This window comes from Nocardia sp. NPDC051832 (genome assembly GCF_040681285.1).
Classification (GTDB): domain Bacteria; phylum Actinomycetota; class Actinomycetes; order Mycobacteriales; family Mycobacteriaceae; genus Nocardia.
In genome coordinates this window covers 744,033-757,605 of the sequence record NZ_JBFAYL010000001.1, presented here as the reverse complement: position 1 = coordinate 757,605, position 13,573 = coordinate 744,033, and the positions used below count along the sequence as shown (strand labels likewise).

The following is a 13,573-nucleotide window of genomic DNA, read 5'->3' as shown; positions in this document are numbered from 1 at the left end:
GTGAGTCTTGTCCCGAACGTCCTCGCCACTCGCTACGCCAGCCCGGAACTCGTGCACCTCTGGTCGCCCGAGAACAAGATCGTGCTCGAGCGCCGGCTGTGGCTGGAGGTGCTGCGGGCGCAATCCGAGCTCGGCATCGACGTGCCGGCCGGTGTGCTGGCGGACTATGAGCGGGTCATCGACCAGGTCGATCTGGCTTCGATCGCGGAGCGTGAGCGGGTCACCCGCCACGATGTGAAGGCGCGCATCGAGGAGTTCAACGCCCTCGCCGGGCACGAGCACGTGCACAAGGGCATGACCAGCCGCGACCTCACCGAGAACGTGGAGCAGCTGCAGATCCGGCTCTCGCTGGAGCACGTGCACGCGCACGGTGTCGCGGTCGCCGCGCGCCTGGCCGAGCGGGCCGGCGAGTACCAGGCGCTGGTGATGGCGGGGCGCTCGCACAATGTCGCGGCCCAGGCCACCACCCTCGGCAAGCGTTTCGCCTCGGCCGCCGACGAGGTGCTGATCGCACTGGCCCGAGTCCGGGAACTGATCGACCGCTACCCGCTGCGCGGTATCAAGGGCCCGATGGGCACCGCCCAGGACATGCTCGACCTGCTCGACGGTGACGCCGCGAAGCTGTCCACCCTGGAACAGCAGGTCGCCCGGCACCTCGGCTTCGCCAACGTGCTGACCAGCGTCGGCCAGGTTTACCCGCGTTCGCTCGATCACGACGTGCTCTCCGCGCTGGTGCAACTGGGCGCGGGCCCGTCCTCGTTCGCGCACACCATCCGGCTGATGGCCGGGCACGAGCTGGTCACCGAGGGCTTCCAGCCCGGTCAGGTCGGCAGCTCCGCGATGCCGCACAAGATGAACACCCGCTCCTGTGAACGCGTCAACGGCCTGCAGGTCGTGCTGCGCGGCTACGGCTCGATGGCCGCCGAGCTCGCGGGCGCCCAGTGGAACGAAGGCGACGTCTTCTGCTCGGTGGTGCGCCGCGTCGCCCTTCCGGATGCTTTCTTCGCCCTCGACGGCATGATGGAAACCTTCCTCACCGTGCTCGCCGAATTCGGCGCGTACCCGGCTGTCGTCGCCCGCGAACTGGATCGCTACCTGCCCTTCCTGGCCACCACCCGAATCCTGATGGCCGCGGTCCGCGCGGGCGTCGGCCGGGAAACCGCGCACGAGGTCATCAAGGAGCACGCTGTCGCCGTCGCGCTGGCGATGCGCGAGCAGGGCCGCGAGCCCGATCTGCTCGATCGGCTGGCCGCGGACTCCCGGCTGCCGCTCGATCGCGCCGCCCTCGATACCGCCCTGGCCGACAAGTCCGCCTTCATCGGTGCGGCCGAGGCCCAGGTCGTCGATGTGCTCGCGGCGGTCGAGAAGCTGGTCGACGGTTACCCCGAGGCCGCTCGCTACAGCCCGTCGCCAATTCTGTAGCCGCCCTGGCGGGTTAGTGTCGCCGGGTGAATCCGTACACGATTTTCTCCGACATCGTCGCCGGGCAGGCGCCGGCCAGCAAGGTCTATGAGGACGACGATGTGCTGGCGTTCATGGACATTCGGCCGATGACGCCCGGGCATGTACTGGTGGTGCCGAAGGTGGCGGCGCGCAGTCTGGCCGAATTGGACCCCGAGGTCGGCGGCAAGTTGTTCCAGGTGGGCCAGCGGGTGGCCGCGGCCTTGCGGGCCAGCGAAGTCGGGTGCGACGGGGTGAACTTCTTTCTCGCGGACGGAGTGACCGCCGGCCAGGAGGTCTTCCATGTGCACCTGCATGTGATCCCGCGGACGGCGGGGGATGGGTTCGGGCTGCGGGGGCGGCCGACGAGTCCGCGGCGGGACGACCTGGACTACCTCGCGGGTTCGATCCGGGGCGCGCTCGGCCGGTCCGCCTGAGGCATTACGTACCGGAAAGTTTGCTGAACGGATGCTATTGTCTGCAAATGCCCGCACCACGTTGGCTGGTGAGATAGCTTGAAGGGCAACAGGATGCGGTGATGGAGGTGGGTTATGCGTCGATCCACGGTTGCTGTCGTTGTGCTGATGTTCGGCCTCGCGGTCACGGGTCAGGTGATCATCGGACCCGGCACGGCCACGGCCGCGCGGATCGTCCGGATCGACGACAAGAGCCCCACTCGATCGGCGGTTTTCATCGACTCCGTGGCGATGGGCCGCACCATCCAGGTGGACGTGCTGCACCCCGCCGATAGCGCCGCCCGCCCCTCCTACTACCTGCTCGATGGCCTGGATCCCGGTGTGGGACAAAGCACTTGGACCAACGCGACCGATGCCGAGCCCTTCTTCGCCGACCGGCGCGTGAATGTGGTGCTGCCCGTGGGCGGTCAGGCCAGCTACTACACCGACTGGGTGCAGGAGGATCCACGCCTCGGCCGCTACCAGTGGGAAACCTTCCTCACCAGCGAACTGCCGCCGCTCATCGACGCGGCGTTCCATGGCAACGGCGTCAACGGGATCGGTGGACTCTCCATGGGCGGCATGGCGGCGTTCACGCTCGCCGTCCGCCATCCGGAGCTCTATCGCGCGGTCGCCGGCTACAGTGCCTGCCCCGACCTGGGTTTGGCCAGTTCCGCGATCATGTTCTCGGTCGCCAACCGCGGCGGCAACCCGATGAACATGTGGGGTGCGCCGGGCAACGCCGAATGGGCGGCGCACGATCCCGCGCTACTGGCGGATCGGCTGCGCGGCAAGACGATCTACCTGTCCACCGGGACCGGCCTGCCCGGCCGGCACGAGCTGGAGATCAAGCCGCAGCTGCCGGAGAACGTGGCATTCGGCGGCCCGATCGAAGCGGGCGTCAACGCCTGCGTGCTGTCCTTCGATCAACGTCTGCGCGGGATCGGCATCGCGGCGTCGATCGACCACAGCGTCACCGGCACCCACTCCTGGTCCTATTGGCAGGACACCCTGCACCGCTCCTGGCCCACCCTGGCGCCGGCGCTCGGCGTCTAGTCCCGGCGGGTCCGCCGAACAGTAGGGTGGGAGCCATGTCTGTCGAGAGTGTGGTGGCGGCGCCGGTCGCCAAGAAGGTGCCGGCGGAGCGCAAGCATCACGGAGACGTGTTCGTCGACGATTACGAATGGCTGCGGGCGAAGGAAGACCCGGAAGTCCTGGCCTACCTGGCGGCGGAGAACGCCTACACCGAGGCGCAGACCACGCACCTGGAGGGGCTGCGCGGGCAGATCTTCGACGAGATCAAATCACGGACCTTGGAGACGGACCTGTCGGTGCCGACCCGGATCGGCGACTACTGGTACTACGGGCGCACCTTCGAGGGCAAGCAGTACGGCGCCAGCTGCCGGTGCCCGATCGACGCGACGGCCGAGGGGATCGACGCGTGGACGCCGCCGCGGCTCGAACCCGGTGTGGAGATTCCGGGGGAGGAGGTGCTGCTGGACCAGAACATCCTGGCGGAGGGGCACGACTTCATCAGCGTGGGCACGGTCACGGTCAGCCGCGACGGCAACCTGCTCGCCTATTCGGTCGACGTCGTCGGCGATGAGCGCTACACCCTGCGGTTCAAGGACCTGCGCACCGGCGCGGAGCTGGCCGACGAGATCCCGGGCACCGAGGGCAGCGTCACCTGGTCGCACGACGGGACGCATGTCTTCTATCTGACGGTCAACCAGTCGTGGCGGCCGGACACGGTGTGGCGGCATCGCCTGGGCGCCGACCGCGCCCAGGACGTCAAGGTGTTCCACGAGCCCGACGAGCGTTTCTGGGTCGGAATGGACAGCACCCGCTCGGAGAAGTACCTGATGATCGGGCTGTCCTCCAAGCTCACCAGCGAGATCTGGCTGCTCGAATCCGATGATCCGGAAGGCGAATTCCGGGTCATCCTGCCGCGCCGGGAAGGCGTCGAATACTCCGTCGAGCACGCGGTGATCGGCGGCGAGGACCGCTTCCTGATCCAGCACAACGACGTGGTGGACGGGGTGAAGGCGGTCAATTTCGTGCTCTGCGACGCCCCGGTCGACGATCCGCTGAACATGACGCTGCTGATCCCGCACCGCGACGACGTCCGCTTGCAGGGCGTCGGCGCCTTCCGCGACCACCTGGTGCTCGGCTACCGGCGCGAGGCGCTGCCCCGGATCGCGGTCTGGCCGCTGACCGAGGCCGGTTACGGCGAGCGGCGGGAGCTGGAATTCGATCTGGAGCTGTGCACCGTCGGTGCGAGCGGCAACCCGGAGTGGGAGCAGCCGACGCTGCGACTCGGCCTCACCTCGTTCCTCACCCCGATGCGGCTCTACGACTACGTGCCCGCCACCGATACGCTGCTGCTGCGCAAGGAGCAGCCGGTGCTCGGCGGATACAACGCGGATGAGTATGTGCAGCAACGCGATTGGGCCGTGGCCGAAGACGGCACCCGGGTCCCGATCTCGCTGGTGTGGAAGAAGGACGCGGTCGCCGAGGGCCCGAAACCGTTGCTGCTCTACGGATACGGGTCATACGAGTCCGAGATCGATCCCTACTTCTCGGTGCCCCGGCTGTCCATCATGGACCGCGGCATGGTCTTCGCCATCGCGCACGTGCGCGGCGGCGGTGAAATGGGCCGGCTCTGGTACGACCACGGCAAGATGCTGTCGAAGAAGAACACCTTCACCGACTTCATCGCGTGCGCGCGGCACCTGGTCGACACCGGGGTCACCGCGGCGGACCGGATGGTGGCCGACGGCGGCAGCGCGGGCGGCCTGCTGATGGGCGCGGTGGCGAACATGGCGCCGGAACTGTTCCGGGGCATCATGGCCAACGTCCCGTTCGTGGACCCGCTCACCTCGATCCTGGATCCGGACCTGCCGCTGACCGTCACCGAATGGGAGGAATGGGGAAACCCGCTGGCGGACAAGGAAGTCTACGACTACATCAAGTCCTATTCGCCGTACGAGAACGTCGAGGCCAAGAACTACCCGGCCATCCTGGCCATCACCAGCCTCAACGACACCCGTGTCCTCTACGTCGAACCGGCCAAGTGGGTCGCCAAGCTCCGCGCCACCAAGACCGGGGACTCCCAGCTGCTGCTCAAGACCGAGATGAGTGCGGGCCACGGCGGCGTCAGCGGGCGCTACGAGAAGTGGAAGGAAATCGCCTTCGAATTCGCCTGGCTGCTGGACACCGTCGGGCTGGCCGGCGAATAGCACTGCGCAACAACTGATCCCGGCCCGCGCAGCAGGCCGGGATCAGTGCCGTCAGACGCCGCAGTTCACGATGTCGTCGATCATCTGCTGCCGGTTCTGTTCCCGGATGTGCTCGATCCCCCGATAAGCCCCCTTCGAATCCAGCACCGCGATGTACACGTCCGCGATCTGCTGGGGTGTCGCGTCCGGCCGCTGCGCCCGGACCTTGTCCGCGAAATCCTTTGCCGCGGCGCACTTCTCCTCCTGCGTGAAGATCGGCGGCGGATCCCCCTCATCGGCCAGCGCCACCCCGGGCGCCAGCAGGAGTAGCGGAGTGGCCAATGCGCTCAACAGTGCTGCTCTCACCTCCGCCATCCTAGACACGGTCACAGAGTTCTCCACCCGGTCATTTGCCCTGCACGCTGAGTACATTTCCGTTTGGCACCGTAGTTTCATGAACGCTGAGTTGCTCGTATCCGTATCCGGGATCCGGGACACCACCCGGGACGCGGCGATCGAATTCGCCGCCGAGATGGATCAGCGGGACGTCAGGTTGTCGCTGCTGGTCGCGCCGCGGTTGAAGGGCGGGTATCGGCTGGCCGCGGATCCGGCGACGCAGTCCTGGCTGCGCGGGCGGCGCGCCCGCGGGGACGCGATCGTGCTGCACGGCTACGACCAGGCGGCGACGAAGCGGCGGCGGGCGGAGTTCGCGACGCTGCCCAGGCACGAGGCGCGGCTGCGGTTGACGGCGGCGGATCGGGTGATGGAGCAGGTGGAGCTCCGCACCAGGTTGTTCGCGGCGCCGCGCTGGGACGCGTCCCAGGGTGCGATCGCGGCATTGCCCGATGTCGGGTTCCGGCTGGCGCTGGGGCTGACGTCGATGCTGGATCTGGAGCGCAATGCCGCGCAGAAGGCCCGTGTTTACGGGATCGGTGAGGGGTTCCGCGCCGAGCCGTGGTGGTGCCGGGCACTGGTTCTCGGTGCGGCCCGCACGGCTCGGCGTGGAGGTATTCTGCGCCTGGCGATTTCGGCCGCGCAGCTACAGCGGACCGGGCCGCGGCAAGCCATGACGGACGCGGTGGACCTGGCGTTGTTTCACGGCGCGAAGAGCGAGATCTACCGCTGGGAGCCGTTCGCCGCGGTGCGCGCGGCCTGACGAAAGTCCAGGGGGCCGAACCGACTACGGAACAAGCGGGTGGGCGTCGTGGCTGAATCCGCCCGCCTCGGTGCGGTCCAGCCGCATCGGATGTTTCGCGAGGTGGGTGAGGCAGCGTTCGATGTCCTCGATCAGCAGGTCGGCCATGTCGACGGTGAAGCCGTGGCGGATCACCGCGCGCATGATGGTCTCGGTGCCGCGGTCGGCGGGCAGGGGATAGGCGGCGATGGTCCAGCCGCGGGTGCGCAGCCGGTCGGACAGGTCGTAGAGGTTGTAGTCATGACCGGTGCGCAGCCGCCAGGAGACCGCGGTGACGCCCTTGGCCGGGTCGCCGTCGTGGATCAGGTCGAACATGCCCAGGTGCACCAGCTGTTTCGCCAAATGCCGTGCGACGCGGTAGATCTCGGACTGCACGCGGCTGTAGCCGGCCCGGCCGAGCCGGATGAAGTCGTAGTACTGGGTGATGACCTGCCCGCCGGGGCGGGAAAAGTTGAGATTGCAGGTGGACATCGAACCGCCGAGGTAATCGACCTCGAAGACCAGATCGTCGGGTAGGTCGGCGGCGCTGCGCCAGATCGCCCAGCCCACGCCGAGCGGGGCCAGCCCGGTCTTGTGCCCGGAGGCGTTGATGGACCGCACTCGCGGCAGCCGGAAATCCCACACCAGGTAGGGCGCGCAGAACGGGGCCAGGAAACCGCCCCCGGCGGCATCGACGTGGATGGGGATGTCCAGTCCGGTCTGCTCTTCGAGCCGATCGAGCTCCCGGCTCACGCCGGCCACGTCCTCGAACAGTCCGGTGCCCGTCTGGCCGAAGGTGGGCACCACCATGATGGTGTTCGCGTCGCAGGCGGCGATCACGTCTTCCGGGCGGAGCGTGAATTGCTCACCGTGTAAAGGCAATTGGCGCATCTCGACATCGAAGTACCGCGCGAATTTCGCCCAGCACACCTGGGCCGGGCCGCAGACGAAATTGGGCGTCCCGGTTCCGCCGCGCGCACGCCAGCGGAACTTGGCAGCCAGCCCGCCCAGCATCGCGGCCTCGCTGGATCCGGTGGTGGAGGTACCCCGGGTAGCCGCCGGATCGGGACAGTGCCACAGATCGGCGACCATTCGCACGCAACGCTTTTCGAGTTCCGCGGTCTGTGGGTACTCGTCCTTGTCGACGATGTTCTTGTCCAGCGATTCCGCCATCAACCGGCGCGCCTGGTCGTCGAGCCAGGTGGTGCAGGGGGTCGCCAGGTTGATCCGGGACATGCCGTCGAGCCGCAGTTCGTCGTGCACGATCTCGTAGGCCGTCTGCGGAAACATCTCCGCGGCAGGGAAACCCGCCCGGGGCGCGCCGTGCCGCAGGCCGGGCACGGCGAACAGGTCGTCGGAATCCGGGTTGTCGAGCATCCACACGCCTCCAAGAGCACTCGCAGCGATGGTTGGCCGATCCAGAATCGCATATCCGGCGGCCCTGGTATTGCCAATCGTTCGCGACACGGACCATTCGGTCGGATATCGGCGCCGATGCTGCTGGCCGGTCTGCTTCGGGGGCAGTAGCGGATCGATTGCCTGTCGGCATGGGTATTGTCGGACTGCGAGTTGGACACCCGGACAACCACAGGAGAGACCGGCATGATCGCCGATGGCCCGCAGACCGCCGAATTACGCACGCGCATAGCCGCTTTGATGCCGCAGGCGAAAAAAGATCTGACCCAGCTGGTTTCGTTCAGATCGGTGGCCGACCCGCGCCAGTTCCCGCCGGAGGAATGCGAGCGGACCGCGCAGTGGGTGGCCGACGCGTTCGCCTCGGTCGGGCTGTCGAAGGTCGGGCTGCACGAAACCCCGGACGGCAGCAAGGCGGTCATCGCCGCCCGGCCCGCGCCCGCCGGCACCCCGACGGTCCTGCTGTACTGCCACTACGACGTGCAGCCGCCGCTGGACGACGCCGCCTGGCGCACGCCGGTGTGGGAGCTGACCGAGAAGAACGGCCGCTGGTACGGCCGCGGCAGCGCGGACTGCAAGGGCAACATCGTCATGCATCTGACCGCGCTGCGCGCCATCGGCCCCGATCTGCCGCTGGGCGTCACGCTGGTGTGCGAGGGCTCCGAGGAGCAGGGCACCGGCGGCCTGGAGCGTTTCGTGGAAGCCAACCCGGACCTGCTGCGCGCCGACGCGATCGTGGTCGGCGACTGCGGCAACTTCGCCGCCGGGGTGCCGACCTTCACCGAAACCCTGCGCGGCAACGTCAATGTCGTGATCACCGTGGAAACCCTTGCCGGACCCATGCATTCGGGCATGTTCGGCGGCGCGGCGCCCGATGCGCTGGCGGCCCTGATCCACCTGCTGGCCACCCTGCGCGACGAGCACGGCAACACCACGGTCGACGGCCTGTCCAACGATCAGCGCTGGCCCGGGGTGCAGTACCCGTCCGACCAGTTCCGCACCGACGCCGGCGTGCTCGGCGGGGTCGACCTGCTGGGCGAGGGCACCGTCGCCGACATGCTCTGGGCCCGGCCGGCGTTGACGGTGCTCGGCATCGACGCGCCGCCGGTGGTCGGTTCCACGGCCGCCATCCAGCCCGCGGCCCGGGCCCGCTTGAACCTGCGCATCCCGCCGGGCGTCGACCCGAAGGCCGCCTTGTCCGCCCTCGAAGCGCACCTGACGGCGAACGTGCCCTGGCACGCGAAACTGTCGATCGAAACCGAAGCCACGGGGGCCCCGTTCCGATCCGGTCGCGGCGGACCGGCGCGCACCGCCATGGAGGCCGCGCTCGCGGCGTCCTACGGCCGGGCGGCGACCACCCAGGGGCAGGGCGGCTCGATCCCGCTGTGCAACGTCTTCGCCGATACCTACCCGGACGCGGAGATCATGCTGCTCGGGGTGGAGGAGCCGAAATGCCTGATCCACGCGCCCAACGAGAGCGTGGATCCGAACGAGATCGAGCGGATGGCGCTGGCCGAGGCGCTGTTCCTCACCGCCTACGCCGAGCGCTAGAACTCGCGCTGGTCCTCGGGCTCGAGCACCGTGAATTCGGTTCCGGCGGGCCCCATTTCGCTCAACCGGCCGAAGTAGATGCCCCGCGCGCCCGGCTCGATGATCCCGTAGTGGATCGGAAGGGCCGTCCGCGGCGCGACCGCGCGCAGATAATCGACGGCCTCGCTGATCCGCATCCACGGCGCGGCCGCCGGGATCGCGAGCACGCCGACCGGCACCGGCGGCACCCACAGCGAATCGCCGGGATGCACCAGCTCGGCCGGGTCCTCGGCGGTGCCGAGCTGGAAGACGGTGTTGTCGATCACCGGGAGCTCCGGGTGGATCACCGCGTGCCGGCCGCCGCCGCCGGTGATCCGCAGGTCGCCGAGCTCGACGATATTGCCCGCGTGCACCGCCTCCCACCGGCCGCCGCGCTGCTGGGCGGTCTGCGGATCGGAGAACACGCGCGCCCCGGGGTTGGCGTCCAGCAGCGCGTCGATGCGCAGCGGATCGATGTGATCGGGATGCTGGTGGGTGACCGCGATGGCGTCCAGACCGGTGAGGCCTTCGAAGCCGTGGGCGAAGGTGCCCGGATCGAACAGCACCTTCTTGCCGTGCAGCTCGACGAGCAGACACGAGTGGCCGAAGTGGGCTATGCGCATGCCGCCATCGTATTGACCCCGGAGCCTGCGCGGGGGAAGCGAACAACTACGCTGATCGGTAACCCCACCACCCCGAACACTGAGGAGCAACGCGTGGCACGAGTCGTGGTCGAGGTGATGCCGAAGGCCGAGATCTTGGATCCGCAAGGGCAGGCCATCGTCGGTGCGCTCCCGCGTCTGGGATTCGCCGGAATCGCGGATGTGCGGCAGGGCAAGCGATTCGAACTCGATGTGGACGACTCGGTGAGCGACGCCGAGCTCGAGCAGATCGCCGAAGCGCTGCTCGCCAACACCGTGATCGAAGAGTGGAAGGTCGTCCGGCTGTGACCGCTCGCATCGGCGTCATCACCTTTCCGGGCACGCTCGACGATGTCGACGCGGCCCGCGCGGTGACGCGGTCCGGCGCCGAGGCGGTCAGCCTCTGGCATGCCGACGCCGACCTCAAGGGCGTCGACGCGGTCATCGTGCCCGGCGGCTTCTCCTACGGCGATTACCTGCGCTGCGGCGCCATCGCCCGGTTCGCGCCGGTGATGGGCAAGGTCGTCGAGGGCGCCAAGGCCGGTATGCCGGTGCTCGGCATCTGCAACGGTTTCCAGGTGCTGTGCGAGGCCGGTCTGCTGCCCGGCGCGCTGACCCGCAACGAGGGCCTGCACTTCATCTGCCGCGACGAGTGGCTGCAGGTCGAGTCGGTGGACACCGCCTGGACCGCGCGCTACGAGCCGGGCGCGCAGATCCTGATCCCGCTGAAGTCCGGGGAGGGTCGCTACCAGGCCTCCACCCAGGTGCTCGACGAGCTGGAAGGCGAAGGCCGCGTGGTCTTCCGCTACGCCGGCGAGAACCCGAACGGTTCGCAGCGCGGCATCGCGGGCATCGCCTCGGCCAACGGCCGGGTCGTCGGCCTGATGCCGCACCCCGAGCACGCGACCGAACCGCTGACCGGTCCGAGCGACGACGGCATGGGCATGTTCCTGTCGGTCCTGGATTCGCTGATCTCGGCCTAACGCGGGGATCAGCAGATCCGCGCGATGATGTCGAAATCGACGCCGTTCGCGCGAGCGATGTACCCCGGCTGGATCACCTGATTGCCGCGGAAACCCCGGACGCCGCCCGGGGTTTCGTAGCGCACGCCGTCCAGCAGCGCGCGGTGGATACTGGGGACCTCGAGTGAGCCGACGGCCTCGGCCAGTCCGCGCAAGGTGTGGATCGCCTCGTAGGTGGCATTACCGAAGCTGGTGAGCGCGGGCGCGAAGCTGCCGTGCCGGCGCCGGTAGCGGGCTTTGCGCTCCGCGCCGTCGACGAGGTCGTCGTCGAGGAAGAAGCTGGACGGGACATACAGGTTGTGGTTGGCGCCCGGGCCGCCGGCCAGCAGCACGTTCTCGTCGGCCGACGGGCTGACCCGCAGCTGGGTGGCGGCGCGGCCGGTGGCGGCGAACTGCCGGTTGAACCGGGACACGTCGTTGCCGACCATGAGAATGATGACGGCCTCCGCCCGGTCCAGCGCGGGCTCGGCCAGGAAACTCCCGAAATCCGGGCTGCCGAGCGGCACGAATTGTTGCAGCACAATGGCATTCGGATCAGCCAGGCTGGTGTGGATGGCGCGGGCGGTTTCCCTGGGCCAGATGTAGTCGTTGCCGATCAGCGCCCAGCGCCGGATGCCGTACTCCCGCTCCAGCCAGCGCACGGCGGGCAGGATGTGCCCAGCCGGATGTTCGCCCAGCAGCAGCACCCCGGGCAGTTCGTCGGTCAGGCCCTCGTTCGCCGTGGCGTAGATGTAGGGCACGCGCCCGCCGTTGGCCTCGGCCACCGCCCGGCGCACCGCCGAAGTGTGCCAGCCGGTGATCGCGTGCACCATTCCGGTCGCCAGCAGCGCGCCGACCTCGTCGGCGATCTCCCGCGGCGAGCGCCCGCCGTCGATATGCGTGGTGCGAATTTCACGGCCGAGAATTCCACTGCCGCTGTTGATTTCGTGTACCGCGAGGGAAATCGCCGCATCGCAGGACGGAGCCACGATCCCACCCGGTCCCTGGCGCGGGACGATGTCGAGGATCTCGATGATGCCGTCTGGGCTCTCGCCGAACGGAGGCATTCGGTACTCTTCTTCTCGATCGAGCAGAATTCATGGGCGGGCAGGAAACAATGACGACCATTGTAGGCCGACATTCCACGCTGCATGGTGCGCTGCGAGCCGCGGAACGCCGTTGGCTGCAACACCTCGACGACGCATTGTGCGCCAGGCGACTTTCGCCGGATCAATGGTCGATGCTGTGCAATTTGTGCAGTGATACCGGCATAACTATGAGCGAATTGGCGGTTCGCTCCCAGTTGGCGCCGTCGTCGGCGACGCGGCACGCGGATTATCTCGCCGAGCGGGGGCTGATCTTCCGGGTGGCGGCCGAGGAGGACCGGCGGCGCATCCTGATCGGGCTCAGCACGCTCGGGGCGGAATTGGTCGAATCGGTGCGCGCCGAGGAGGCGCGGGCCGAACAGGAGCTGCGTGCCCGGGTCGGTGCGCGCCGCTATGGCGAATTGCTGCGTGTGCTCGAGCTCATAGCCGGCGCCGAGTTGCCATAATCGCACTCCGGTCGTACCGGGTTCGCTTCGTTCGGGACTCAATCGTCCCAAAAGTCCACTCTCGAAACGCCCGCCTCCCGCTGCTGATCTTCTTCCATTACATTTCCAAATGAAATTAGTTTGGTGATGGCGAGGAGCGGAAGATGGGAAACGAATCGGTTGTGTCGAACCCTGACACGGTCAATGTCGCGGTGATCAATCACGCGATGCCACGCCTGCATTCGCGTCCGGAGGTGCTGGCCAACTGCTACCGAATCGGACATCTCGTCGACGGTTTGAAACTCGGCCACCCCGACGTCGATCTCGTCGTCCTGCCCGAATATTCGACGATGGGCGTGATGTACGACGAAACCGAGCTGTACTCCACGGCAACGGTGATTCCGGGCGACGAGACCGCGGTTTTCGCCGAGGCCTGCCGGCGCAACGAGGTGTGGGGTGTCTTCTCGCTGACCGAGCGGCACGAGGACCATCCGCTGCGCCCGCCGTACAACACCGTCGTGCTGATCAACCACCTCGGCGAGATCGTGCAGCGCTATCGCAAGCTCGCGCCGTCACCCGGCGGCGGACCCTGCTATCCGGGCGAGACCACCTATGTCTGCCACGGCCCCAGGGGAATTCAGCTCGCGCTGATCATCGGCGAGGACGGCAACTACCCCGAGGTCTGGCGCGACTGCGTGGCCAAGGGCGCCGAACTCGTGGTGCACAGCCAGGTGCTGCGCGGCTGCCAGGCCGAACAGCAGCTGGGCATGGCCAAGGCGATGGCCTGGGCCAACAGCGTCTATGTGGCGGTGGCCGGCGCGGCCGGATTCGACGGCGTGCACTCCTACGCGGGCCGCTCGGCGATCATCGACTACGAAGGCCGCACGCTGGGCGAATGCGGTGCGGAGCAGAACGAGCTGCGCTCGGCCCGGCTCTCGCTGCGCGCGATCCGCGAGGCCCGCCATTACGACCGCGACCACTTCGGGCCCTACGGCCTGCTGCACCGGGGCGAATCCCGCGCCGCCGACGCGTTCGGGGTCGCGGACTGCCCGCTCGATTTCTATCGGACCTGGATCAACGACCCGGTCAAGGCGCAGGAGCAGGTCGAGGAGATCGTCGGGAGCTGAGGCC

At 68.1% G+C, this 13,573-nt stretch carries 14 protein-coding genes; 10 read left to right on the top strand and 4 right to left on the bottom strand.

All coding sequences use genetic code 11. From position 1 onward, the window contains the following. The 4 genes from purB (at position 1) to AB0M14_RS03095 (ending at position 5,134) form a co-directional block, all read left to right on the top strand. Positions 1-1,422, top strand: a complete 1,422-nt coding sequence (gene purB / locus AB0M14_RS03110; RefSeq protein WP_364988080.1) for an adenylosuccinate lyase — start codon at positions 1-3, stop codon at positions 1,420-1,422. Positions 1,423-1,448: 26 nt separating this feature from the next. Further along, on the top strand, positions 1,449-1,877 hold the full coding sequence (locus AB0M14_RS03105; protein WP_364988077.1) for an HIT family protein: 429 nt from the start codon (positions 1,449-1,451) through the stop codon (positions 1,875-1,877). A gap of 114 nt (positions 1,878-1,991) precedes the next feature. Then, positions 1,992-2,951: an alpha/beta hydrolase family protein gene (locus tag AB0M14_RS03100; RefSeq protein ID WP_364988074.1), complete on the top strand. Its 960-nt coding sequence runs from the start codon at positions 1,992-1,994 to the stop codon at positions 2,949-2,951. A gap of 35 nt (positions 2,952-2,986) precedes the next feature. Beyond that, positions 2,987-5,134 carry a S9 family peptidase gene (locus AB0M14_RS03095; RefSeq protein ID WP_364988071.1) on the top strand — a complete coding sequence of 716 codons (2,148 nt, stop codon included), beginning with the start codon at positions 2,987-2,989 and terminating at the stop codon, positions 5,132-5,134. Between the two features lie 51 nt (positions 5,135-5,185). Here the strand turns inward: AB0M14_RS03095 and AB0M14_RS03090 are convergent, their stop codons facing one another. After that, positions 5,186-5,479 (bottom strand): hypothetical protein, encoded by a 294-nt coding sequence (locus AB0M14_RS03090; RefSeq protein ID WP_364988068.1) that lies wholly within the window; start codon positions 5,477-5,479, stop codon positions 5,186-5,188. Between the two features lie 88 nt (positions 5,480-5,567). On the opposite strand from AB0M14_RS03090, the gene AB0M14_RS03085 reads away from it, so the two are divergent. Next, complete coding sequence (locus tag AB0M14_RS03085) at positions 5,568-6,269, top strand: DUF2334 domain-containing protein (protein WP_364988065.1); 702 nt, start codon at positions 5,568-5,570, stop codon at positions 6,267-6,269. A gap of 24 nt (positions 6,270-6,293) precedes the next feature. Here AB0M14_RS03085 and AB0M14_RS03080 read toward each other — a convergent pair whose 3' ends face one another. Further along, a complete protein-coding gene (locus tag AB0M14_RS03080; protein WP_364988061.1) occupies positions 6,294-7,664 on the bottom strand; it encodes a glutamate decarboxylase in 1,371 nt (456 codons plus the stop codon). A gap of 225 nt (positions 7,665-7,889) precedes the next feature. Between AB0M14_RS03080 and AB0M14_RS03075 the strand changes: the two genes are divergently transcribed. Further along, the gene (locus tag AB0M14_RS03075; RefSeq protein ID WP_364988058.1) at positions 7,890-9,251 is read left to right on the top strand and encodes a dipeptidase; all 1,362 of its coding nucleotides are present in this window, start codon (positions 7,890-7,892) and stop codon (positions 9,249-9,251) included. Here AB0M14_RS03075 and AB0M14_RS03070 read toward each other — a convergent pair. Continuing rightward, the gene (locus AB0M14_RS03070; RefSeq protein WP_364988055.1) at positions 9,248-9,892 is read right to left on the bottom strand and encodes an MBL fold metallo-hydrolase; all 645 of its coding nucleotides are present in this window, start codon (positions 9,890-9,892) and stop codon (positions 9,248-9,250) included. The genes AB0M14_RS03075 and AB0M14_RS03070 overlap by 4 nt on opposite strands. 93 nt (positions 9,893-9,985) lie before the next feature. On the opposite strand from AB0M14_RS03070, the gene purS reads away from it, so the two are divergent. Further along, complete coding sequence (gene purS / locus AB0M14_RS03065; RefSeq protein WP_357329518.1) at positions 9,986-10,219, top strand: phosphoribosylformylglycinamidine synthase subunit PurS; 234 nt, start codon at positions 9,986-9,988, stop codon at positions 10,217-10,219. After that, complete coding sequence (gene purQ / locus AB0M14_RS03060) at positions 10,216-10,893, top strand: phosphoribosylformylglycinamidine synthase subunit PurQ (RefSeq protein WP_364988050.1); 678 nt, start codon at positions 10,216-10,218, stop codon at positions 10,891-10,893. The genes purS and purQ overlap by 4 nt, the downstream gene beginning before the upstream one ends. A gap of 8 nt (positions 10,894-10,901) precedes the next feature. On the opposite strand, the gene AB0M14_RS03055 is transcribed toward purQ, so the two are convergent. After that, positions 10,902-11,978 carry a substrate-binding domain-containing protein gene (locus AB0M14_RS03055; RefSeq protein WP_364988045.1) on the bottom strand — a complete coding sequence of 359 codons (1,077 nt, stop codon included), beginning with the start codon at positions 11,976-11,978 and terminating at the stop codon, positions 10,902-10,904. A 32-nt stretch (positions 11,979-12,010) separates the two neighbouring features. Between AB0M14_RS03055 and AB0M14_RS03050 the strand changes: the two genes are divergently transcribed. Both AB0M14_RS03050 and AB0M14_RS03045 read left to right on the top strand, forming a co-directional pair. Further along, positions 12,011-12,463, top strand: coding sequence for a MarR family transcriptional regulator (locus tag AB0M14_RS03050; protein WP_364988042.1), 453 nt, complete (start codon positions 12,011-12,013; stop codon positions 12,461-12,463). A gap of 143 nt (positions 12,464-12,606) precedes the next feature. Next, on the top strand, positions 12,607-13,569 hold the full coding sequence (locus AB0M14_RS03045; RefSeq protein WP_364988037.1) for a nitrilase-related carbon-nitrogen hydrolase: 963 nt from the start codon (positions 12,607-12,609) through the stop codon (positions 13,567-13,569). Positions 13,570-13,573 lie beyond the last annotated feature (4 nt).

Excerpts from the sequence above, each read along its gene's own strand:
- AB0M14_RS03100 (WP_364988074.1), top strand. The coding sequence starts at position 1,992 with ATGCGTCGATCCACGGTTGCTGTCGTTGTGCTGATGTTCGGCCTCGCG.
- AB0M14_RS03095 (WP_364988071.1), top strand. The coding sequence starts at position 2,987 with ATGTCTGTCGAGAGTGTGGTGGCGGCGCCGGTCGCCAAGAAGGTGCCG.
- AB0M14_RS03085 (WP_364988065.1), top strand. The coding sequence starts at position 5,568 with ATGAACGCTGAGTTGCTCGTATCCGTATCCGGGATCCGGGACACCACC.
- AB0M14_RS03080 (WP_364988061.1), bottom strand. The coding sequence starts at position 7,664 with ATGCTCGACAACCCGGATTCCGACGACCTGTTCGCCGTGCCCGGCCTG.
- AB0M14_RS03075 (WP_364988058.1), top strand. The coding sequence starts at position 7,890 with ATGATCGCCGATGGCCCGCAGACCGCCGAATTACGCACGCGCATAGCC.
- AB0M14_RS03070 (WP_364988055.1), bottom strand. The coding sequence starts at position 9,892 with ATGCGCATAGCCCACTTCGGCCACTCGTGTCTGCTCGTCGAGCTGCAC.
- AB0M14_RS03055 (WP_364988045.1), bottom strand. The coding sequence starts at position 11,978 with ATGCCTCCGTTCGGCGAGAGCCCAGACGGCATCATCGAGATCCTCGAC.
- AB0M14_RS03050 (WP_364988042.1), top strand. The coding sequence starts at position 12,011 with ATGGGCGGGCAGGAAACAATGACGACCATTGTAGGCCGACATTCCACG.
- AB0M14_RS03045 (WP_364988037.1), top strand. The coding sequence starts at position 12,607 with ATGGGAAACGAATCGGTTGTGTCGAACCCTGACACGGTCAATGTCGCG.